This is a genomic window from Corynebacterium silvaticum, assembly GCF_004382825.2.
Taxonomy (GTDB): domain Bacteria; phylum Actinomycetota; class Actinomycetes; order Mycobacteriales; family Mycobacteriaceae; genus Corynebacterium; species Corynebacterium silvaticum.
The window spans coordinates 603,861-625,389 of sequence record NZ_SDQO02000001.1; the positions used below are offsets into that span (position 1 = coordinate 603,861).

A 21,529-nucleotide genomic window follows, 5' to 3' on the forward strand; every position below is an offset into this window, starting at 1 on the left:
AAAGCCTGAATTAGTGGTTTCGATCCTTTGAAGTTACCCCCGCTGGGGAGGTTGGTGGAACTGAAGTGACAATCTGAGATTTGTGCCTTAATATGCGCGTCGATAGATGCCACACAGTAGTTCGGGCAGGGGCAGGCACACAACGCCGCTGGCGCGATGACTGTTCTGCAATTTACTTCAGGAAGCGAGACACATGGCGACTGACTACGACGCACCCCGACGTCGAGAAGAAGACGAGATCGAGACTGACTCCCTAGAGGGACTCAAAGCCGCAGAGTCAACGAAGAGTGATATTGATGATGACGGTGAGATCGTCGAACCTTTTGAGCTTCCTACGGTAGATCTTTCGGGAGAAGAGCTGAGCGTTACGGTGATCCCTCGCCGTTCCGACGAGTTCACCTGCTCCATTTGCTATCTGGTTCAGCGCAATAATCGTATTGATCACGTCGAAGATGACGGCAGTATTATCTGCAAAGATTGCGCGTAACGAGGCCGTAATAAGGCATAGGTGCACTATGATGCACTCATCGCGGGTAACCCGCGCAGTGAAGAGGCGTTAGCGCACAAGATTATAAGGTCAGGGGCTTGCTAGAAAGTAGCAGCACCTGACCTTACTTATGGTTTCAGCGAGATAGTGTCACACGTTGGTGGCGTGATGAGGCACAAAACTCTGGAGTAATTGCTCGGGATTCTTGGAGGAAATCAGCCAATACGGAGTGGGATCGTCCTCGTCGTCTAGCACGAGCATCACCATCTCGGGTACCCAGCCATGAGAGACCATAAAAGCGGCAGGATCAAACTGGCGGCCCATCGCGTTGCGCTTGGCGGAAGAAAGCACGGCCAAGGATCGTGAAACTACTGTGGCCGGTAGGTTAGCTTCACCGACAACAAGCCAACGAGTTCCGTCCGAGTCTTCTTCGACAGTAATTTTTGTGCCAGACCAAGAGACTAGGACCCACGTCGATAGTGCTGCTAGAAGGATAGCGGTGCCATAGAACCAGATATCAGATCGGTTGATCCCAGCCTGTGTCGCAATGAGGGCGACGAAGGCTGCGGCAAAAAGCCACCAGTACCACGGAACCCATTGTCGTTCGCTGTACAAGACTTTTACTTGATTACGTTCCCCATCAGTCACGCAGCACAGTCTACTGCAGTGCAAGTCGACCACAACTGCTGAGCACTGGGATGTCTTCAAGGTGCCTTCAAGCTTTGCGACGCCTATTGTGGTGGGATCATAATCTTATTCCAGATAGACGCCTCATAAATGTGAGAGTTTGTGCTTTAGTGTGGCATTCTTATGCGGTATTTGTGCCGCACCGGCGCAGAAGACTTAGGTCAGATGAACAACAGAGCAAGGAGCTGCATCGTGGGTACTTACAGTGACCACCAAATAGGACCTGTGTCGGTTAAGCGACTCGACAAGGATCTTCCACTACCTCAGCGTGCGCATCGCGGAGATGCAGGGGTGGACCTATATGCCACTGAAAGTGTCCAGATTCAGCCAGGGCACCGAGCACTCGTGGGTACTGGTGTGGCGTTAGCTTTGCCGCTGGGAACTGTGGGGCTCATACACCCACGATCCGGACGCGCTCTGAAAGAAGGACTCAGTATTGTTAATGCCCCAGGTACAATCGACGCAGATTACCGTGGAGAAATCAAGGTGTGCCTGATTAATCTTGATCCTCAGACCCCCATCTCTATTGAACGCGGTCAACGTATCGCTCAGCTCGTGATTCAAAAAGTTGAGCTGGTTGATTTCGTGGAGGTTGAGGAGCTGCTAGATAACACAGTGCGAGGAGCTGGCGGCTACGGCTCTACAGGGGTTAACTAGCTATAAGCAACATAATCTGTGGTTGAAACTAGTTGCGTTGCCTTGTGCTAGCAGCGGTTGATTAACCACAATGAATTGCAAGCATTGCAAGCGTGAAGGAAAAATATGTCTATCTGGCCCTTTGGTAAAAATAAAAATGAGTCCGCTGATAACCAGGATACGGACCGACAAGAAGACCCCGGATACGTGGTAGAAAACGATCCATCCCTGGTACAGGCAGACCCAGAGGCCGATTCTTTAGACAACAGCTCGGTAGCGGGCGAATCTGAAGAGGCAGATCCTATCCATGATGCGATCAATGGGCACAGGGGGCCCTTTGATGCCGGACACGTAGACATTGAAGAGTTTGATTTCTCTGATTTCTCCGATGGAACGCTTAATCTAGGCTCCTTGCTTGTCCCGCTCCCACGCCCTTCTGAGGTGCAAGTGGAAATGGGGCCAGAAGGGCCAAAGATGCTTCATGTCCTCACGGAGCATGGTCGTATTACTCCGGTTGCTTTTGCGACTCCTTCTTCCGCAGGACAATGGCGTGAATCGACCAAAGAAATTGCGGCGGGAATGCGTGAAGACGGACTCCTCGTGCATATAGAACAGGGGCCTTGGGGTCGTGAAATCGTTGGATCCGCAGATGGAGGAAACGGCATAATCCGCATCATTGGCGTAGACGGACCTCGTTGGATGTTGCGGATGACTCTTGCTGCTCCGGCTGAATCTGCTGACCAGATGGCTGAGCTGGGGCGTGAAGTTATCGCCCGTACTTTTGTGAATCGCGGAGATGCTCCTATTTTGGCCGGAAGCTCATTACCGGTGGCTCTTCCGCAACCGCTTGCAGAGCAAGTGCAGGAAGAGATGGCGCTACGAGCCGCGATGGAGAACGATCCGAATAATTCTCAACCTCCAGCGGCACCTTCTGAATAACCCACTGATAGTAAAAGGAATTAAGTGGACTCTTCTGTTACAGAACCTGAAGGAAAAACCAAAGATACTGGTACGTTTTTAGACCAGATGGGTGGTCTTGGAGGCTTAGTCTCCTCGACTTTACCTATTCTGGTTTTCGTTCCAATCAACAATAAATGGGGCCTTAATAGAGGTCTCTCGGCTGCGATTGCGATTGCGATAGCAGTCACCGTGTGGCGCCTGATGCGGAAAGAAAATCTTCAGCCTGCGATCTCAGGGTTTATCGGAGTAGGCATTTGTGCGGCAATCGCATGGTGGACTGGAGACGCCAAAGGCTATTTCCTCTATGGCATCTGGATGTCAGGCTTGATGGCTCTTGTGTTTATAGTCTCGTTGATTGTGCGCTGGCCGATGGTCGGGATCATCTGGAAGGGGATCAACGGCGAAGGCATGGCGTGGAGAACAAACGTAACGGCACGTCGTGCTTATGCTGTAGCTACTTTCGGATGGGCCTTAGTATTTGCAACGCGCTTTGTAGTTCAGCGTAATCTTTATGACGCAGACGCAACTAATGCGCTGGCGCTTGCCCGGATTCTTATGGGATGGCCGCTGACCGGATTAGTCACGCTCCTTACCGTGTGGATGGTTAAGAAAGCCGCGCGTGCGATGACCACAGAGCACAACATGCCTGTGGAAGAAACTACGGATCGGGAAGCTAACCCTGACGATCCTCAAGAAGGACATAAATAAATGACTGAGACGGCGTCGGATATGCCCGAGGGATCGAATACAACCATGCATAAGGGAACAAAAGTCGAGTTGACCATCGAGCGGTCAGCGCATGGGGGCGAGGGTATAGCCTTGTCCGAGGGGCGGGTGGTTTTTGTTCCTAATACCTATCCCGGGGACGTAGTCGAGGCCACGATTACGCAGGTGAAGAAAAAATTTGCTCGTGCGGAACTGGAAGCGGTGACACGAGCATCCGATCTGAGAACAGTTAATAGATGTCTGGCAGCGTCGCATGGCGCTGGATGCTGTGATCTAGGCGACATTAAGCCTCAAGAAGAAGCTCAGTTCAAAGTACATATTTTGAAAGACCAGCTTCAGCGTTTAGGCAAAATCGCCACTATTCCTGCTATTGATGTGCAGACTATCGGGGAACCAGTGGGTTGGCGCACCCGGATGCGCCTTGGTGTCGATGCTCTGGGAAATGCCGGTTTTCGCCGTCGTAATTCCCACGACATAGTGGCGCATCATCCTTGTTCACAAGCTGTTCCAGGGTTGTTGGACGGGATTGTCGAATCTGAAGGAGAAGCAGTGAACTTTACGTTCACGCCAGGTTCTCAGATTGTGGTTGTCCTGGATGATGAGGGTAAACGCTCAGTTGTGGAGACACGAAAGCCATCGCGAGGGCAGCGTGCTGAGTCGATTCAAAAAGTACTGGAAGGCGACGGTAACGTCACTCAGGTTATCGGCAACGCGCAGTTTACTATTTCAGCAACAGCTTTTTGGCAAGCGCATAAGGCTTCGGCCCAGCATTATGCTTCCACTATTCAGCGCTGGATTAAAACCACGTTGCAGGAACTCAACCAAGAGGACCTTGCGCACCGCAGCCATATTGGATGGGACCTCTACGGTGGGGCAGGCGCTTTTGTTCCGGCGATGCTGGATGGGCTGGGAGATAGCGGCGTTGTCCACTCTGTGGAGCTATCGCCGGAAGCTGCAAAAGCCGGAAAACACGCGCTAAGAAGTGCTCACGACGCACAACGGGTGGTCTTCCATTCTTCGCTGGTGGAGCGCGCTGTTCCGAGGCTGCCCAAGCCTGTCGCAGTGGTGCTCGATCCGCCGCGGGTGGGGGCTGGGCGAGCAGTCATTGATGATATTGCGCTAGCCTCCCCCGAGGTCGTCGTTCATATTGGTTGTGATCCTGCCACCTTTGCTCGCGACATGTCGTATTGGCAGGAGAACGGATACGCGTTGATTCGTCTCCAGTTTGTGGATGCTTTTCCGGGTACTCATCATTTTGAGACCCTTGGTTTATTGGTGCGCGATAAGAGTCGCGAACTTTAATTATTGCGCTTGTGGCGACATGCGGAAGCAGTGGGCTTTGTTAGTCAGCGTGAATGACGGAGTAGAATGCGTTTAAGAATTTTGTCACTTCAGGCTTGTAGCTGCATGCGCCCCCAATCGCATGTTTCCTCAGATTGTCGTTTCCCCTCCAGTATCCTCAACTGAGAGCACTAACAGCTAGGCCCGTCGTCCGCGATCAATGAAAGGGTGCGCCTTTCCTCCATGGGTATTCTTCACACCGTCTCGTCTCCGGCCGACGTGAAAAGGCTCTCGTTTGATGAGCTTGATGCGCTTGCCGCAGAGATTAGAGAATTTCTTGTTGAAAAAGTATCTGCTACCGGAGGGCACCTGGGGCCAAATCTTGGAGTAGTTGAACTGACGATTGCTTTGCATCGTGTCTTTTCTTCTCCTTCGGACCCCATTATTTTTGATACGTCGCATCAGTCCTACGTTCATAAGATCCTGACGGGTCGTGTGGGGTTATTTGACTCGCTGAGGCAAAAGGGCGGCTTGTCCGGTTACACGGACCGCTCAGAGAGCCCTCACGACTGGACCGAATCTTCACACGCTTCAGCGGCATTGTCGTACGCAGATGGTCTATCAAAGGCGTTTGAGATTCAAGGGGAAACCCATCGCAACGTGGTTGCGATCGTTGGCGACGGCGCTTTGACCGGTGGAATGTGTTGGGAGGCCCTCAACAACATCGCAATGAGCAAAGACCGCAACGTTGTGATCGTGGTCAACGACAATGGTCGTAGCTATTCTCCTACGATCGGCGGTTTTGCCGATAACCTCGCGGGCCTCCGGATGCAGCCGTTCTACGACAAGATGATGGAGCAGGGGAAGAGCACACTGAAGGCCCTTGGTTGGGTAGGTGAGCGAACTTTTGAAGCGCTTCATGCCTTCAAAGAAGGCGTTAAATCTAGCGTTATTCCTACAGAAATGTTCCCTGAACTGGGAATGAAGTACATCGGCCCGGTTAATGGACATAACATCAAGGCTGTAGAAACTGCACTCCGTTATGGACGAGACCATAAAGGTCCGCTGATCGTTCATGTGGTCACCGAAAAGGGCAAGGGCTATGCCCCCGCAGAAAATGATGTTGCGGAACTCATGCATTCCACGGGTGTTATTAACCCCAAGACGGGTGAGCCCGTAGGGACGAAAAGCCCTGGCTGGACATCTGTGTTTAGTAAGGAACTCGTAGAGGTAGGCAAGGAACGTCAGGATATCGTGGCCATTACCGCTGCGATGGCAGGCCCGACTGGTTTGTCGGCCTTCGGCGACGCGTATCCGGAGAGATTTTTTGACGTAGGGATCGCTGAACAACATGCGATGACCTCTGCAGCGGGCCTAGCCTTGGGCGGCCTGCACCCTGTTGTCGCGGTGTATTCTACGTTCCTCAACCGGGCGTTTGACCAGATGGTCATGGATGTCAGTCTCCTTGAACTGCCGGTTACCATCGTGTTGGACAGGGCAGGCGTAACTGGTTCTGATGGTGCAAGCCACAATGGTGTATGGGATTTTGCTATAACCTCAGTGATTCCGGGGATGCGTGTTGCGGCTCCGCGAGATGGCTCGCAGCTTAAAGAACTCTTCCGTGAAGCCGTGTCTATTGACGGCCCCACAGTGGTCAGGTTCCCTAAAGGAAATCTTCCTGAGGAGATCCCGGCGTTAATGGGGCTTGACGACGGCGCGGAGGTGCTGGCTTATGCGGACACTGAAGGTGCTGATAGCGATTCGCCCAGTATCTTGATCGTTGCGGTAGGCATTATGGCGAAGACCGCGATGGAAGCATGTTCGACCTTGATCGAAGAAGGCTTAAACGTAACAGTGGTGGATCCGCGATGGGTTTCACCTGTTGCACCGTCGCTAATCGCTATGGCGGCAGATCATGATCTTGTGGTCACCATTGAAGACGGCATTATCCATGGCGGTATTGGCTCGATGATTAATGAGTCTCTTAACGCTGCAGAAATTGATGTGCCGGTTCGAAACCTAGCCTTCCCGGAGATGTTCCCCGAACATGCGTCGAGAAGCGAACTGCTTAAGATCGTTGGACTTGACTCTCACAGTGTGACCACCGCTATTTGTGGTTGGGCGGAAGATCTCTTTGGCCCTAGTGAGGCAGAGGCCGAATAGAGGAGAGGCTGCGTCGACAAGCTTTTATAGGAGCTTGCGACGCAGCGTGTCGAGGACAATCTGAATCTGCCACTCACGCGCCTGGTGATCTCTTAAGGCTTGCACGAGATCATCGTGAGAGGTAATTGAGTGCGTGGTGCAGCATAACCAGACGATTTCTCGGAGCGCTGAGGGCTGGAGAATATTCTCGACCGGAATCTCCAGGCGGAGAGACAGCGAACTCAAGGAGCTTTGTACGTCCTCCCACGCTGCGAAGACCTCCGGGTAGTCGCGTCCCCATAAAGATTTGGGTGGATAAGGACGCGGTGGGCGAGGAATTCTTTGTGGCCATTGATGTGACGGAATCTCACGAGCAGCTGTGACAACGCCTAACCACTTACGAGACGACTTTCGTAACCGAGAAGGGTAACCGGGGGAGCGATCTACTGCACGTATGCTCTGAGGCATAGAAAGCGCTAAACCGATTATTGCTTTATCTGGCAGTATGCGAGACACCGCCTTATCTACTTCACAAGCTTCTTTTTCTCGTGCAGTCCAGACTTCTCTGGCAATAACAAGTTGTTCTGGATTCTTAATAGAACCGAGCCCCTTGAGATCTATCCACTGCTTCGGTGGACGTGGATTCTCATATTCCGTGTAGACAAGGTGGGCAAACTCCTGCTCGGCCCATTCAAGTTTGCCTTGAGAATCGAGGAGTTCCGCCATCGCGTCAGCGAGATCCAAGAGGTTTTCCACATCGAGGGCAGCGTAATTGAGCCAGTCCGTAGGAAGAGGACGCGTGGACCAATCTTCTGCACCATGCCCTTTACGCAACGTGAAGCCGACGATTTCTTCAGTCATCGCAGCAAGATTGACGCGCGGCATGCCGATGAGCCGGCCGGCAAGCTCAGTATCAAAAATATTGGAAGGGCGTAGTCCCAACTCGCGTAGACACGGTAGGTCACTAGGAGCCGCATGGATTACCCAGGTGTGGAAGTTGAGCACTCTCCCGAGATGTTGGGTAACCGCCTCTGGGTGAATTGAGGGGTCAATAAGTACCGTGCCAGCTTGTCTCCTACGGATCTGCAGAAGAAATGCGCGATCATCATAACGGAAACCAGAAGCACGTTCTGTATCTACGGCAAAGGGGCCAACGCCAGATTCGAGAAGACGCGCTGCATCAGCTATTTCTTCTACCGTAGTGCACAGCGGAGGAAGGCCCTCCCGGGGTTCGTCGAGAAGCTCAGGCATAATCTACGTATTAGAGGCCTATTGCGGAGATGCCCTCAGGAGGCAGGCCTGCGACGTTAGCAAGGACCTTGGAAAAAGCGAGAACGTGTGGTGCAAGATCACAGGATTTTGCAGTCCACGATGCTCGCATCTCAACCTGATACGCCCGTGGCGGCCCCCCGATGTCTCCAAAGCGAACCGAGGACGTGGAGGTCACTGTTCCGCCTAAGTTGCTAAAACCTGCATCTGCTAGCCCCTCAGTAAGCCATTCCCAGGAGACCTCGGGAAGAAGGGGGTCGTTGGCTACAGAATCATCCATATCGGCCTGGATATAAGCAACGAGGCGCATGGTCCCTTCCCACGTATCCTCAGAGTGAGGATCATGAAGAAGGATGAGTCGACCAAAAGCATCGCCTTCGCTGCGGTCAGGGATGCGCGACCCCTGACTCGGCTCCGATACCTCTAGGCCGATTGCATGGCTAAATGGAGCGAGACGCTGCGGGGGACGAATTGTCCCCAAAGTGATCTCAGGACGCAGTATGGCCTGATGCATGGATTCGACAGCCTGGGAAAACTCAGGTGGGGTCGAGTCCGTGGCATCCGAGAGGGTGGGCGTCGAAGGTGCTTGAGAATCAGTCACAAGGGAGAACGTAACTTTTGCTGTGCAAGTTTGGTGGGAGGCGCGCCGGAAGTGCGTAATGCTTGAACTGCGTATAGGAAATAAGCCAACGTGAGACGGGGTAAGAAAGAGCCGTGGCTTGTACAAGAGGCGAGGGGAACAGCGCTCTTTGACCATCGGTCGGAATAAAACTTAAGATTGATAGCCAGGCGGGAGTTTGGTGGATGAATCGAATTCGGAGGAGTCGCCTTCTCCATGAAGCCCTGTCTCATTAATCCGAACATGCAAGACGACGAGCACCACGCTGTAGCGGTACGTTATAGACGGCAACTTCGCGCAGATAGAAAGGGCTATACAGTGGCAAAGAAGATTGACTTCGATGAGTTGAACAGCTTGCAAAGGTATTCGCAGTTTGCGACGTTCAAAGCAATACCAGGAGCTTTGGGCACAGAAAGAAGCGATATCATCGCTCAGGCACAGGACTTTTTCGCCGAGCTGGAACGCGAAGGAGTGGTTTCAGTCCGCGGAATTTATGACTTGTCGGGGTGCCGAGCTGAAGCTGACTTTATGATCTGGTGGATTGCAGAGGAATTTGAACAGATTCAGGATGCATACTGTAGGTTCCGCCGAGACACCGTGCTGGGGCAGACCACAGAGGTCTTCTGGCTAGGTAACTCACTCCACCGTCCTGCAGAGTTTAACCGTTCACACCTTCCCTCATTCATTATGGGAGAAGAGCCCGGTCAGTGGATTACTGTGTATCCTTTCGTGCGTTCTTATGACTGGTACCTTATGGATCCACAAGAGCGTCGTGCCATCTTGGTTGAGCATGGCCAAGCAGCCCGCGAATACCCAGATGTTCGCGCTAACACCGTCCCTGCTTTCGCCTTGGGTGACTATGAGTGGATGTTGGCCTTTGAAGCGCCGAGCTTGGACCGTATCGTTGATCTGATGCATCAAATGCGTTACACCAAGGCGCGGCTTCATGTACGCGAAGAGGTGCCGTTCTTTACCGGTAAGCGAGTAACGACTATCGGCGATGTGATTTCTGTACTGCCATAACTTTTCTGGTTTAAGAAAAACTCCCCTCGTTTTGGCCCTTGTGTGGGCTCATAGACGAGGGGAGTAGTGGTTTTATTTAGTCGATGGGCTTCTCTTCTAGCTCAAGGCAGATTGAGTTAATGCAATAACGTAGGTCTGTGGGGGTGGAATAGCCTTCCCCTGCGAAAACGTGACCTAGGTGCGAGTTGCAGGTGGCACACAGGACCTCGGTGCGCACCATTCCTAGCGAGGTATCGGAGCGCTCGATAATCTTGTCTCCTGCCAGCGGGGAGAAAAACGAGGGCCAGCCACAATGGGAATCAAATTTCTCTGTGGATCTGAATAGCTCCGTTCCGCATGCTCGGCAGGAATAAACGCCTTCGGTCTTTGTATTTGTGTATTTACCAACGTGGGGAGCTTCAGTTCCGGCCTGTCGCAGAACCCGGTATTCTTCAGCGCTGAGTCGTTGCCGCCACTGATCGTCGGAAATCAGCTTGAAGTTGGTCATGGTAAGCACTCCTTGTTAGTCGACGGGCTTGGAAACCAAGCGCTAATGGATCTTATGTATCTATCAACACATGAGGTTTCCTGATATTTCCCTTTATGAGCCGATTCAGGAATTTAACAGCAATACAGCAGGATTATGGTAGCTTCCGACGCGAAAACGCAGGATAAGCGCTGAATAAAAAAGAAAGATAGGGCAGAGTGCTTTTTAAGACTTCTTCCTGGGAGCTTTAAGCGGTCGATGGCTTCAGCGCAGCATCGTTGTTGAGGTCTGCCTGCCGCCACGCCATGGCGCTGACGCTGATAGCGATGATGAGTAGTCCCCAGCCAAAAGTGGCCTGGAACGTAGTGATCCAAGGTCCTACTACCGGCCAATACGAGGAAGTCCAATCAAAAGGTGCAAGGACAAGTAATGCACCAATCCATGCTGTCCATGTATGCATAGGGGAGCGAGAAAGAAGAACGGTAAACAGCAGGGGGAAAAGCGTCATGGAATAGTACATTTGCCCCAGCGCGGATAAGAAAAAGCCGGCGAGGAGGAGAAGCGATGCTGTGGAAATAATCCACAGCAAAGGTTCCTTTGACCGCCATTGAAGCAGGAAGAGAAGACCCGCAATAACGAGCCCAGCAAAGAGCACGAAAAAGAAAGCGCTCACCCATGTCGGCGCACCGAAGTACACTGCCATGCCACGCAAGGAGCTATTGGCGTAGTCTCGAACTTCTTTGAGATAAGGCGCCGTACGGCTAAGGTACTCGGAAGCGCCTGGGACTAGGATCCAACCGACAATATTGGCAACTATCGGAATACCCAATGCAGCGCACAGAGTCCGCCAGTGCAGCAAAACTAGAGGGATAAAAAGGACTGGCAGGAAAACAGGTTTGACCACAATAGCCAGACCAATAATAATTCCGGCCCACCACCGCCGATTATCAAGAGTCAATCGGAGAAAAGCGACAAAAGCTAAAAGCAAAATTCCGTTGATATTGGAAAAGATGAGGGTGTTTCTTACGGCTTCTGTGAGGAAAGCTAGCGCGACGACGAGCGGAAAGACTGCGCTTTTGATCGAGTACCCAAAAAGCCGAGTGAGAAGCGCCAGCGCCGCGATGATGGCAGCGGCATTTGCAATGATGAACACCAGGCGCTGAAACGCAAAATGAGTGCCTAGGGCTATCGGCGACAGGAGAACAGTGGCTCCGGGGTTATAGAGATAATGTGGGTCAACGAAATAGTACGTCTCGTTATAGACGGGAACTCCGTCGAGGAAACGTCGTAAAGCATTATAAACGGTAGAGAAATCATCGGTGATGCTGCCGTTAACACCTAAAACCGCAACACTGTATATGACCAAGCCAATGGCTAGCGGATATAACGCCTTTTTTCCCGCGCTATCCCATGGTGTTCGAGCTGGCGCCGGTTGGGAGTAGGAGAACGAGCGGGATATCTCCGCCTGCCGACGCAACCATTGAGGGAAAGAAAAACGGGTGCTACGGGTAATTTGATTCTCGGTCACTTTGATTACCGTAGTGGAAAAACCCGTGGGGTGGGGGATTGAAACTGGTTAGTACCTCGAAAAATCTGTTGTTAAAGTTTGTTGCCTGAAGTGGCTTTGAGCCTGAGAAAAACTGACCCATCGGTGGCAGTGAGAGTTTCTTCTACGGCAAAGTGATACAAAGCGGTGTCGGTCGATGAGTCGGTGCCAAAACTGGGCGTTTCTACGGGTAACGCAATAACAGGTGCAATGGTCAGGTGAATGATGTCAATGAGCTGGGTCTGAAGAAGCTTCCGATACAAGGACGGTCCGCCTTCGCAACTGATGCGGGAAAAACCGTTTTTGTGCAGAGTTGTCAGCGCTGAGTGGAGGCCTGCGGGAGTTGATAAATCGGAAACCATAAGAACGACGATCCCCGCGTCAGTGAGTCGACGGTACCGATGCGCCCGCTGAGCATCCTGCTTATCGACGTTCTCAGTAATCACAAGTAAAGAACCTCGCGCGCTTGGCTCAAAGACAACCGAATCGCTGGGAAAATCGAGAGAACGACTGACTATGCCAAGGGCGGGAAGGGGAGTCTGTCCTCGGGTTTTTCGCTCTATCTGGGCTTCTGATGAGAGTAAAACAGGGACATAAGATTCGGCCTTGATAGTCGCGGAGGTAACCAGCACGAGGTCTGACCCTGCTCGCACAGCCGTGATCATCTCTGCGTCCAGAGGTGCGGAGGAAAACCCGGATACACCGTTGATGGTAGCGGATCCATTAAGAGTGGCTAAGGTGATAGCTCTTAGCTCCGGGTGCTGGACTGGCTGAACCTCTCCTAGTAACTGTTGTGCCTGCTGCTGCGGAGTTTGCGTTAGGGGAGACTGCTGCTGAGTAGTGGACATAAAACGATTAGACCATAAAAGGCGGCACCTCTTAGGAGGTGCCGCCTTATGCTGAGCGGATGACGAGACTCGAACTCGTGACCCTCACCTTGGCAAGGTGATGCGCTACCAACTGCGCTACATCCGCATGTTTCTACTGTTTGAAAAGCCTGAAACAAGGCTTTGGTGCGCGATACTGGGATTGAACCAGTGACCTCTTCCGTGTCAGGGAAGCGCTCTCCCGCTGAGCTAAACGCGCTTAATGCGAGGTGGAAACGGGAATCGAACCCGTGTGCACGGTTTTGCAGACCGTTGCCTCACCACTCGGCCATTCCACCGTGGCGTTACCGCCGTAGATACTAATGTACCTGAGCGGATGACGAGACTCGAACTCGCGACCCTCACCTTGGCAAGGTGATGCGCTACCAACTGCGCTACATCCGCATTACAACTGTTGTTGCGAGATGAAACTTTAGCCTGAATTGTCGGTTTAGTACAAATCCCCAGTGAAACTAAGGGAACCACCGAATTTTATGCCTGCTGCGGTGATAGCGAGGGGATCTTTGTTGGGACATCTTCTTGACGGTGGCACTAGTTTGAGTGCGTCCTTGAGTGTGTTCAAAGAATCGATAGGGTTCGGTGATTATCCGGTTAGGGAATGTCTGGGAATGTCATAGGGGCATAGCATGAATCTCTGAACGGATATAAGACAGAAGGAGTCAAAATATGCTTCTGCATTGGGTTTTGAATAGAAATGTAGATGGTGCTAGATTCTAGATCTGTTGCACATTGTGTACGGCTTAATTTTAAGGTCCTATGGCTCAGTGGAAGAGCGTTCCGTTCACACCGGAAAGGTCGCTGGTTCGATCCCAGCTAGGACCACCACACGGAGATACCTCACGCCCTTGAGGGTGTGGGGTATCTCCGTTCATGTGTCTTGCCCTATTTGCTGGGGCAGGAGGTGCATAAACCTCACGATTCGGGGAAATCGAAAGCTAAGGCAGCCAAAGAGTCTTCATTGTCGCCTGGGGTATCCCTGTTGCTTGGCATTACTTTTTCTTATCGCAAGCAATACCGTCGTTATCCCCGTCAAGCCCTGATCTATAGCCAGGTTCTCCGCGGCGCATATGGGAATATCCTGCGGCTCGTGCTTCTCTGCAGCTGTTGAAATACACGTCTTGGTCTGGTGCCGGAGCTGGCGGAGGGGCTACGAACTGTTGCGGAGCTCGAGCGGGGGCCGGTGCTGGGTCAGGTGTCTGAGCTGGAGGGGGCGGAGGTGCCATGAACTGCTGTGGCGCTGGCTCTGCGGAAGGTGGCAGCTCGGGTGTCGCTGATGGCTTTTCAGACGTGCTTCTTACTGTGCTGGGCTGTTTGCTTGCAGACGTGGGGGAAGATTTTGATGCGGTACTCGATGTTAGGGAAGAGGTGGGAGGCACTCTGGAAGACGTGGAGATTGTACTGGTTGTTGGTGCAGTCTTTTTAGAAGAGGCTTCTGTTGTAGGCATAAGTGCAGATCCGAGTATAAAAGCAGCAAGGGAGGCAAGTGTTACCTTTCCCCAATGGCGTTTGAGTGGTTTCGCACCTTTCTTTTCTCGCCTTTGGTGAAGCAACATCCATACGCCCGGCAAGAGCGGCATTAAACCGATCAATAGGAATGCGAAAAAGAAGCGGAAGTTGCTTTCAATAAACGCGCCAAATATGCCCAAGACCATGATGAATACGCCCAGGGTGATGGCTATGAGTGAGGCTACGACTTTCATGATTATTACCCTTTGAGTGTTTTCCTGAGTGGTTTGAGGGAAGGAGTAGGAAAGAAGAAAGGGTGGCATTGAGCGTTTGGTAAGAAGATGAGGGGTCTTCTATCTCTAAGAACACGGTATTATGCTTTCCCTATTGTTCTGAGAGTCTGCTAAACGCAACCCTTGCTTATCTCTGTAAAAATCGAGGGTTACTCCTAGTTTCTAGGCTATTGTACAGGGGAAGTGGTTATGCAGTTTTTATGAATTTGATATTCAATGGGGGTAATAAACCACTGCGGTAGGCATTGTTAGCCTTGTGTCCTAACTGCGGGATCGTGGTTGAGCTGTCGCGCTATTGGGCGTGTCGTCGGGCAGTTCCGGGTTCACATTGGATGTTGTGGCTTTCGTGCGCTGGGGAGACGATGGCGGGATTGGTGGAGCTGATATGGGAGGTTTTCTAAGACTTTCAAAGGGTCGGAAATGTAATGTCATCAGGTGACTTGCTATAGAGAGTTCACTGTGTCGAACTTTTCCGGGGGTATGTTTAAAGAAAATTAACCCTCCAGAGGAACTTCTATATCCAAAGAACCGACTCTTAATTGTGCTCGCGTCCTTATGTATTGAATGTCACTATAGATAGCTATAGACAGCTCATATCTTGTTACATAAGGGCATAGGGCAATTCAATATGGAAGAGTGGGAGATGTAAACAGCTTCGACGAATGGGAGAATCTAAGTGAGTGGTGCTGGGGACAGCGTGTGTAGTCGCGATACTCCCATCCTGGGTAGGGTAGCCGCTTGTGTTGTCGCGTTGACTGCAACCTGTGCGCTTTCTATAAGTGCAGGGTCTACTGCGTATGCCCACGATGTGGTTATCGATTCCAACCCTGGCAACGGCGCGACTATTGATTCTTTTCCGAGATCGCTTTCACTGGTCTTTTCTGGTGAGCCGAAGCCTGGGTTCAATACGGTTGCAGTGAGTGACGCGTCTAACTCCAAGGTGCTTTTTACTGCGGACCCTCATATTGAGGGGCGAAACGTGAGCGTTGATGTTCCCTCGGACATAACGCCGGGACCGGGCGATTATATTTTGGGCTTTCAGATTACGTCGTCGGACGGGCACGCCACCCGCGGCAAGACCACCTTTACTGTGGCCGGCGAACGCACCGAGGGGGCGTCGACAAGCTCGGATTCGAGTGGCGTGATGCCATCTGCGGGGTCACAGGGTTTTCCCGGATGGCTATGGCCTGTTATTGGATTGCTCGCGGTTGCGGGCATAGGCAGTGGGACTATTGTGGCACTTAGGTCTCGTAAACAGAAAGGTATTTAATATATGTCTATCGTTAGTTCTCGTATCAAGGTCGGAATGTGTGCTCTCGCTGTTACATCACTTGCGCTGACTGCGTGCTCTAGCTCCGAAAAAGATTCCGCTAAGAAGGTAGATACCGCTACTTCTGCGGCGGCCTCTGCAGGCGCTAAAGCTTCCGACGCAATGTCCTCCAAGGACGTTGAGCTTGTCGACCTCTACGTGCGCGCCATGAGCGAAGGCAAGGACATGACCGCCATTTTCGGTCAGATTAAGAACCACACTGATAAAGAGATCACGGTTACCGGCTTCACCTCTTCTATGAACGCTAAGATGAACCAGCTTCATGAGGTTGTTGACGGCGTAATGAAAGAAAAAGACGGCGGCTTTGTGATTCCTGCAGGCCAGACCCTCACCATGGAGCCCGGTAAAGATCACATGATGCTCATGGGACTGGAGAAGCCTGTTGCAGCGGGAGATTCTGTAGACGTGACTCTGCAGCTTTCCGACGGATCAACCGTAGCCGTTAAGGAAGTTCCTGTTCGCACCGTTGCCGCTGGAGACGAGAACTATGCTGAAGATGGCTCTTTGCATAAGGAGACCGGTTCCACAGGAATGATGCATAAGCACTAAAGATAGCCGCCGCGTAATGTATTACGCGGCTTTTAAAAACTATGGTCTTACTTTAAGTCGAGTAAGGCCATCAGCCTTGTCGATACCCCATTAACTGACCCCGGAGCACACGATGACAGCCGCTCAATCCCATTTTGATTCCCAACTACAGTCAGAAAAATCGCCGCCGGTAAAAGGAATATCTCGTCGTAGCTTTCTTTTAGGGTCGGCTACCGGGGCGACGGTTGTCGGTGGGGCCGCATTGGCTGGATGCTCCAACGCAGAAAAACATGCGACAGCAAAGGATGCGTCGGTCAGTACCGCCTCCATAGCAGCAGCACGCGAGCCTTTTGATGGGACGCATCAGTCCGGAATTGCTACCTCTGCGCAAGCACACCTTACTGTCATCGCTTTGAACTTACGCGCAGGCGTGAACAAAGTTGGCGTACAGCGTTTGCTCAAGTTGTGGACGGAGGATGCTCGTCGTTTGACCCAAGGGGAGAACCCCCTGGGTAGCCTTGAACCGGAAATGGTGACCAAACCTGCGCGTTTGACCATCACATGCGGGGTAGGAAAGCGATTTTTTAGCATCATTGGGAAAGAAGATCAGCGTCCCGCGTGGCTTCAACCCCTCCCTGCGTTTTCCAAAGACAATTTGGATCCACGCTGGGGCGAGTCTGACATCGTGATCCAGATTGCGTGCGATGATCCGGTGACCATGGCTTTTGCCACTCGTCACATGATTCGCTCTGGCACGGACTACACGGAAACTCTGTGGGTACAAAAAGGATTCCTGAACGCCAACGGTGCTAATGAAAAAGGTGAGACGCCTCGTAACCTGTTTGGTCAGAAAGACGGAACTGTTAACCCACACAATGATCAAGAATTTGATGCTCAGGTGTGGATTGACAAATCAGATGATTCCCCAGCTTGGCTTCATGAGGGATCGTGCATGATTGTTCGTCGTATTGCCATGAACCTTGATACCTGGGAGATTCTTGATCGCGAATCCCGTGAGATAGTCATTGGTCGAGATCTAAAAGACGGGGCACCGTTAAGCGGTGGTTCTGAGTTTGATGCGCCGGATTTTCATGCTGTTGATGAGTACGGACTGCCTAAGATCGATGCTCGGTCGCATATGGCGTTAGCAACGCCGCCTTCTGACAGCCCGGATCAGAAGATTCAGCGCCGAGCTTATTCCTATGATGAGGCACCTATTCCAGGTTCGGGGCAGCTGTCGAACGTGGGATTGGTATTTTGTTGTTTCCAAAAAGACCCTAGGAAACAATTTATCCCTATTCAGCAGCGCCTCAATGATTCGGACCGACTGAACGAATGGATCACCCATATTGGATCAGCCGTGTACGCAATTTTGCCGGGAACCTCTGAGGATAGTGGAAGCAAAAAACACTACTGGGGAGCTGCGCTCTTTGAATCCTAACAACTAGTTGTAGGATGGGAGCTGAGCGTCGGTAAGCATTGGTGTGATACATCTACAGTCATGCTCGCATGAGTTTTGTGCTTGAGAAATAGTTCTTTTTAAGTACAACCTTGTGCGGGCATTTTCTTAACTAGCACAACTTTCATATCCAGCTTTGGCCTTCGCCGCTATCTACAGCCCACGCGTCCAGGTATGACGCTGAGCATGAGCGCAAGTAAGGAGCGCATTTTATAATGGCACATCTCATCGAGGCGACGCCTAATCTGCATCAGCCGTTCATCGTTCCCGCAGGAGTAGCAGCGGGTGCTGCTATGCGAGAGCTTGAGCTGCCCAATAAGGGGCCAGAAGCAATCGTCTGCGTCAAAGATTCCGAAGGTACTTTGAGAGACCTTTCCTTTGTCCCCGAGACAGATACGCAGGTAACCCCGGTACCAGCAAACACGGAGGAGGGCCGTGAGGTCATCCGCCACTCGTGCACCCACGTGCTGGCACAGGCTGTACAAGCTGAGTTTCCCGGGACCAAGCTAGGCATCGGCCCGGCAATCGAGAATGGCTTCTATTACGACTTTGATGTTGCAGAGCCTTTTACTCCTGAGGATCTGAAGTGCATTGAAAAGCGGATGAAGAAGATCATCAAGCAGGGGCAAAAATTTGAGCGCCGCACGTTTGCGTCCGTAGAGGAAGCAACAGAAGCACTGAAAAATGAGCCTTATAAGCTTGAGCTGATCCGGGATAAAGGCAGTGTCGATCCTGACTCTGATGAAGCCACTGAGGTTGGCGCTGGTGATCTGACGGGGTACTACAACCTCAATCCACGCACGGGAGAGGTCGATTGGTATGACCTTTGCCGTGGTCCGCATGTGCCTACCACCAAGTACATTCCTGCTTTTTCCCTTACTCGATCCTCCGCCGCATACTGGCGTGGAGATCAGTCTTTGGCTGATTTGCAGCGAATTTACGGTACCGCATGGGAATCTAAAGAGGCCCTTGAGGAATACCAGACGATGATGGCAGAGGCTGAGAAGCGGGATCACCGCCGTCTAGGAGCTGAGCTTGATTTGTTCAGCTTCCCTGATGAGATCGGCTCAGGCTTCCCGGTGTTCCACCCCAATGGTGGAGTTGTGCGCTTGGAGATGGAAGAGCACTCCCGCAAACGGCATATTGCAGCGGGGTACTCGTTTGTTAATACCCCGCACATTACCAAGGGAGATCTGTTTAAAAAGTCTGGTCACCTGGACTTTTATGCGGACGGAATGTTCCCTCCCATGCAGCTCGACGGTGAAGTCGATGAGGACGGCAACGTTACCAAGCAGGCGCAGGATTACTACGCTAAACCGATGAACTGCCCGATGCACAATCTCATTTTTGCGTCGCGGGGACGGTCGTATCGTGAATTGCCTCTCCGACTTTTTGAGTTTGGAACGGTTTATCGTTATGAGAAGTCGGGAGTTATTCATGGCTTAACCCGTGCCCGTGGGTTCACGCAGGATGACGCCCACATCTACTGCACGGAAGATCAACTGGAAGCAGAGCTCACTTCGGTTCTCGACTTCATTATCTCGTTGCTCAAGGACTATGGTCTTGATGATTTCTACCTTGAATTGTCTACCAAAGATCCAAACAAGTTTGTCGGATCGGATGAGATTTGGGAGCGTTCCACCTCGATCTTGGAGCGTGTAGCAACGAAGTCGGGTCTTGAGTTGGTTCCTGACCCCGCAGGTGCGGCGTTCTACGGTCCAAAGATCTCGGTCCAGGCTCGTGACGCGATTGGCCGTACGTGGCAGATGTCTACGGTGCAATTGGACTTCAACCTGCCGGATCGCTTCAACTTGGAGTACACGGCTCCTGATGGCAGCAAGCGTCAGCCGATTATGATTCACCGAGCCCTGTTTGGTTCCATTGAGCGCTTCTTTGGTGTGCTCTTAGAGCATTATGCGGGCGCCTTCCCCGCATGGTTGGCTCCGCACCAAGTTATTGGTATTCCTGTGGCTGATGCCTTTGTAGGACATTTGGAAGAAATGATGGCGCAGCTGCGTCAACGAGGCATTCGTGCAGACGTGGATACTTCTGATGACCGTATGCAGAAGAAGATCCGTAACCACACCACAGGCAAGGTTCCTTTTATGGTTCTTGCGGGTGCTCGTGATGTTGAGGCCGGTTCTGTGAGCTTCCGATTCCTTGACGGCACTCAGGTTAATGGGGTTCCAGTAGAAAAAGCTGTAGAGATTATCGACCAGTGGATTCGTTCGCGGAACAATGACCAGCCAACAGAGGAATCTGTAAGCGCCCTGATTCTTGATTAAAGAATCAAGCCACTGATATTGGATGGTTTTATCAGAAACACTGTAGCTGCCGAGCCCATTCTGTAGGGTAAGCGACTACGGTGTTTCTGTAGGTCGTAAAGCTGTTGTTATATGCAGCTGTTATATACAGCAGTGTATGGCAGCTGGTTTACGTAGTTTGTGAATGCTGAAGGAGTTCGCGGATATGCCCTCGTATGGGGAAAACGAGACGTACACAGATCAAGGTGTTGGTATATCCGACGGCTTAGAACGACTGTGGGCACCGTACCGGATGTCCTACATCCGTAACGATGGGTCTCGTGATCAACGCGATACCAACGAGCGGCCGGCTAATCCGTTTGTCCGAATCCCTGAACTTAGCGACGAAGACGGCTTAATCGTTGCGCGCGGTGAGCTTGTTTATTGCGTGCTTAATTTGTTCCCATACAACGCTGGCCACATGATGGTTGTGCCTTATAGGCAAGAGCGGAACCTGGAAGACCTTACCGCGGAAGAATCCGCAGAGCTTTTTTCTTTTGCTCAGGCTGCAATTAAAGTACTCAAGAATGTTTCCGCTCCGGATGCCATCAATCTCGGTTTCAACCTGGGGAAGGCGTCGGGAGGCTCAGTAGGAGAGCACCTGCACATGCACATTGTTCCGCGGTGGACAGGTGATGCAAACTTTATGACGATCATTGACGGAACAAAGGTACTGCCTCAGCTTTTGCGGGACACTCGCTCGCTTCTCGCACAAGCATGGGATGAGATGGACGGAATTCCAGGAGTCGCACATGCTTAGTGTTCATGGTAGAAAACCCGCAGCGGTTATCGTTGAGCCAGTTGCACAGTGTTTCAGCAAAATGGGTTTGTCTCCCAACAGCGTCACGGTGTTGGGAACAGTTATTACCGTAGCCATCGCAGTCTTTCTGATCCCCACTGGTCATTTAGTGGCCGCCACACTATTGACAGGCCTTTTCGCTGCCTTTGACATGGTCGACGGGACTATGGCACGCATGCGGGGTGGCGGAACAAAATTTGGCGCGACTCTTGATGCTTCGTGCGACCGCATCACCGATGGCGCGCTTTTTGGCGCCATTACGTGGTGGCTGGTGTATAGCTACGATGCGCATAAATCACTGGTGGCGGCGTCTCTTGTTGTACTCGTTTGCTCACAGGTGATTTCTTATGTCAAGGCTAGGGGAGAAGCCAGCGGATTCTCGATGGTTGGTGGGCTCGTGGAGCGCCCCGAACGCCTTATTATTGGCCTGATTGGAATCGGGCTGACAGGCTTTGGTGTTCCCTTTGCCATAGACGTTGCATTATGGATCCTTGCTGTAGGAAGCATTTTTACGGTGGGACAAAGGCTGTTTATTGCGTCCCGCTCAGAGTTCGCTCAAGATAAGATTGCCCCTCCCGCTGGGGTGAAAGAGCATCCTCATGGACAGGCTGTTGATGCCGGAGTCGCGCAGGAAGACAGACG

At 51.9% G+C, this 21,529-nt stretch carries 20 protein-coding genes, 5 tRNA genes and 1 pseudogene; 15 read left to right on the forward strand and 11 right to left on the reverse strand.

The features are described 5' to 3' along the window. Positions 1–193: 193 nt before the first annotated feature. Positions 194–487, forward strand: a complete 294-nt coding sequence (locus tag ET810_RS02815; protein WP_087454101.1) for a DUF4193 domain-containing protein — start codon at positions 194–196, stop codon at positions 485–487. 150 nt (positions 488–637) lie between these two features. Here the strand turns inward: ET810_RS02815 and ET810_RS02820 are convergent, their stop codons facing one another. Next, positions 638–1,135: a DUF3093 domain-containing protein gene (locus tag ET810_RS02820; RefSeq protein ID WP_087454100.1), complete on the reverse strand. Its 498-nt coding sequence runs from the start codon at positions 1,133–1,135 to the stop codon at positions 638–640. 231 nt (positions 1,136–1,366) lie between these two features. Here ET810_RS02820 and dut point away from each other — a divergent pair, with 231 nt between their 5' ends. The 5 genes from dut (at position 1,367) to dxs (ending at position 6,940) form a co-directional block, all read left to right on the forward strand. After that, the gene (gene dut, locus ET810_RS02825; RefSeq protein WP_087454099.1) at positions 1,367–1,831 is read left to right on the forward strand and encodes a dUTP diphosphatase; all 465 of its coding nucleotides are present in this window, start codon (positions 1,367–1,369) and stop codon (positions 1,829–1,831) included. Between the two features lie 105 nt (positions 1,832–1,936). Beyond that, the gene (locus tag ET810_RS02830; protein ID WP_134315926.1) at positions 1,937–2,749 is read left to right on the forward strand and encodes a DUF3710 domain-containing protein; all 813 of its coding nucleotides are present in this window, start codon (positions 1,937–1,939) and stop codon (positions 2,747–2,749) included. Between the two features lie 24 nt (positions 2,750–2,773). Continuing rightward, positions 2,774–3,478 (forward strand): DUF3159 domain-containing protein, encoded by a 705-nt coding sequence (locus ET810_RS02835; RefSeq protein WP_087454097.1) that lies wholly within the window; start codon positions 2,774–2,776, stop codon positions 3,476–3,478. Continuing rightward, the gene (locus ET810_RS02840) at positions 3,479–4,798 is read left to right on the forward strand and encodes a class I SAM-dependent RNA methyltransferase (protein WP_134315925.1); all 1,320 of its coding nucleotides are present in this window, start codon (positions 3,479–3,481) and stop codon (positions 4,796–4,798) included. A 222-nt stretch (positions 4,799–5,020) separates the two neighbouring features. Then, complete coding sequence (dxs, locus tag ET810_RS02845; protein WP_087454095.1) at positions 5,021–6,940, forward strand: 1-deoxy-D-xylulose-5-phosphate synthase; 1,920 nt, start codon at positions 5,021–5,023, stop codon at positions 6,938–6,940. Between the two features lie 24 nt (positions 6,941–6,964). On the opposite strand, the gene ET810_RS02850 is transcribed toward dxs, so the two are convergent. Together ET810_RS02850 and ET810_RS02855 are read right to left on the reverse strand one after the other, a co-directional pair. After that, positions 6,965–8,170 (reverse strand): HRDC domain-containing protein, encoded by a 1,206-nt coding sequence (locus ET810_RS02850; RefSeq protein WP_087454094.1) that lies wholly within the window; start codon positions 8,168–8,170, stop codon positions 6,965–6,967. Positions 8,171–8,180: 10 nt separating this feature from the next. Beyond that, positions 8,181–8,789, reverse strand: a complete 609-nt coding sequence (locus ET810_RS02855; protein ID WP_134315924.1) for a DUF3000 domain-containing protein — start codon at positions 8,787–8,789, stop codon at positions 8,181–8,183. Between the two features lie 336 nt (positions 8,790–9,125). Here ET810_RS02855 and hemQ point away from each other — a divergent pair, with 336 nt between their 5' ends. Then, entirely contained in the window at positions 9,126–9,830 is a 705-nt protein-coding gene (hemQ, locus tag ET810_RS02860; RefSeq protein ID WP_134315988.1) for a hydrogen peroxide-dependent heme synthase, read from the forward strand. 76 nt (positions 9,831–9,906) lie between these two features. On the opposite strand, the gene msrB is transcribed toward hemQ, so the two are convergent. From msrB to ET810_RS02895, 7 genes are all read right to left on the reverse strand, one after another. After that, the gene (gene msrB, locus ET810_RS02865) at positions 9,907–10,317 is read right to left on the reverse strand and encodes a peptide-methionine (R)-S-oxide reductase MsrB (protein ID WP_023635823.1); all 411 of its coding nucleotides are present in this window, start codon (positions 10,315–10,317) and stop codon (positions 9,907–9,909) included. A 226-nt stretch (positions 10,318–10,543) separates the two neighbouring features. Continuing rightward, positions 10,544–11,824 (reverse strand): glycosyltransferase family 87 protein, encoded by a 1,281-nt coding sequence (locus ET810_RS02870; RefSeq protein ID WP_087454092.1) that lies wholly within the window; start codon positions 11,822–11,824, stop codon positions 10,544–10,546. Positions 11,825–11,895: 71 nt separating this feature from the next. Further along, positions 11,896–12,690 (reverse strand): pyrimidine reductase family protein, encoded by a 795-nt coding sequence (locus ET810_RS02875; RefSeq protein ID WP_087454091.1) that lies wholly within the window; start codon positions 12,688–12,690, stop codon positions 11,896–11,898. Positions 12,691–12,744: 54 nt separating this feature from the next. Continuing rightward, positions 12,745–12,817: transfer RNA gene (locus tag ET810_RS02880), tRNA-Gly, on the reverse strand. A 36-nt stretch (positions 12,818–12,853) separates the two neighbouring features. After that, positions 12,854–12,928 (reverse strand) — tRNA-Val (locus tag ET810_RS02885). A gap of 8 nt (positions 12,929–12,936) precedes the next feature. Continuing rightward, positions 12,937–13,007, reverse strand: a tRNA-Cys gene (locus tag ET810_RS02890). A gap of 33 nt (positions 13,008–13,040) precedes the next feature. After that, positions 13,041–13,113: transfer RNA gene (locus ET810_RS02895), tRNA-Gly, on the reverse strand. A gap of 366 nt (positions 13,114–13,479) precedes the next feature. Between ET810_RS02895 and ET810_RS02900 the strand changes: the two genes are divergently transcribed. Further along, positions 13,480–13,554: transfer RNA gene (locus ET810_RS02900), tRNA-Val, on the forward strand. A 164-nt stretch (positions 13,555–13,718) separates the two neighbouring features. Here the strand turns inward: ET810_RS02900 and ET810_RS13095 are convergent. Then, complete coding sequence (locus ET810_RS13095) at positions 13,719–13,952, reverse strand: excalibur calcium-binding domain-containing protein (RefSeq protein WP_087454090.1); 234 nt, start codon at positions 13,950–13,952, stop codon at positions 13,719–13,721. A 64-nt stretch (positions 13,953–14,016) separates the two neighbouring features. Between ET810_RS13095 and ET810_RS02910 the strand changes: the two genes are divergently transcribed. From ET810_RS02910 to pgsA, 7 genes and pseudogenes are all read left to right on the forward strand, one after another. Further along, positions 14,017–14,274, forward strand: a complete 258-nt coding sequence (locus tag ET810_RS02910; RefSeq protein ID WP_241657932.1) for a hypothetical protein — start codon at positions 14,017–14,019, stop codon at positions 14,272–14,274. Positions 14,275–15,144: 870 nt separating this feature from the next. Further along, a complete protein-coding gene (locus tag ET810_RS02915) occupies positions 15,145–15,738 on the forward strand; it encodes a copper resistance CopC family protein (protein ID WP_087454089.1) in 594 nt (197 codons plus the stop codon). 3 nt (positions 15,739–15,741) lie between these two features. Then, positions 15,742–16,347 (forward strand): copper chaperone PCu(A)C, encoded by a 606-nt coding sequence (locus ET810_RS02920; protein ID WP_087454088.1) that lies wholly within the window; start codon positions 15,742–15,744, stop codon positions 16,345–16,347. 112 nt (positions 16,348–16,459) lie between these two features. Beyond that, positions 16,460–17,767 carry a Dyp-type peroxidase gene (locus ET810_RS02925; RefSeq protein ID WP_087454087.1) on the forward strand — a complete coding sequence of 436 codons (1,308 nt, stop codon included), beginning with the start codon at positions 16,460–16,462 and terminating at the stop codon, positions 17,765–17,767. Positions 17,768–18,000: 233 nt separating this feature from the next. After that, positions 18,001–20,070, forward strand: coding sequence for a threonine--tRNA ligase (gene thrS, locus ET810_RS02930; protein WP_087454086.1), 2,070 nt, complete (start codon positions 18,001–18,003; stop codon positions 20,068–20,070). A gap of 184 nt (positions 20,071–20,254) precedes the next feature. Continuing rightward, positions 20,255–20,848, forward strand: coding sequence for an ATP adenylyltransferase (locus tag ET810_RS02935; RefSeq protein ID WP_087454085.1), 594 nt, complete (start codon positions 20,255–20,257; stop codon positions 20,846–20,848). After that, positions 20,841–21,524: pseudogene (gene pgsA, locus ET810_RS02940) on the forward strand (phosphatidylinositol phosphate synthase); the annotation flags it as partial. The gene ET810_RS02935 and the pseudogene pgsA, both read left to right, overlap by 8 nt. Between the last annotated feature and the right edge of the window lie 5 nt (positions 21,525–21,529).

Bases quoted from the DNA above. Each gene is read 5' to 3' on its own strand.
- ET810_RS02815 (WP_087454101.1), top strand. From the start codon at position 194: ATGGCGACTGACTACGACGCACCCCGACGTCGAGAAGAAGACGAGATC.
- ET810_RS02830 (WP_134315926.1), top strand. From the start codon at position 1,937: ATGTCTATCTGGCCCTTTGGTAAAAATAAAAATGAGTCCGCTGATAAC.
- ET810_RS02840 (WP_134315925.1), top strand. From the start codon at position 3,479: ATGACTGAGACGGCGTCGGATATGCCCGAGGGATCGAATACAACCATG.
- dxs (WP_087454095.1), top strand. From the start codon at position 5,021: ATGGGTATTCTTCACACCGTCTCGTCTCCGGCCGACGTGAAAAGGCTC.
- ET810_RS02850 (WP_087454094.1), bottom strand. From the start codon at position 8,170: ATGCCTGAGCTTCTCGACGAACCCCGGGAGGGCCTTCCTCCGCTGTGC.
- msrB (WP_023635823.1), bottom strand. From the start codon at position 10,317: ATGACCAACTTCAAGCTGATTTCCGACGATCAGTGGCGGCAACGACTC.
- ET810_RS02875 (WP_087454091.1), bottom strand. From the start codon at position 12,690: ATGTCCACTACTCAGCAGCAGTCTCCCCTAACGCAAACTCCGCAGCAG.
- ET810_RS13095 (WP_087454090.1), bottom strand. From the start codon at position 13,952: ATGGCACCTCCGCCCCCTCCAGCTCAGACACCTGACCCAGCACCGGCC.
- ET810_RS02920 (WP_087454088.1), top strand. From the start codon at position 15,742: ATGTCTATCGTTAGTTCTCGTATCAAGGTCGGAATGTGTGCTCTCGCT.
- ET810_RS02925 (WP_087454087.1), top strand. From the start codon at position 16,460: ATGACAGCCGCTCAATCCCATTTTGATTCCCAACTACAGTCAGAAAAA.
- thrS (WP_087454086.1), top strand. From the start codon at position 18,001: ATGGCACATCTCATCGAGGCGACGCCTAATCTGCATCAGCCGTTCATC.
- ET810_RS02935 (WP_087454085.1), top strand. From the start codon at position 20,255: ATGCCCTCGTATGGGGAAAACGAGACGTACACAGATCAAGGTGTTGGT.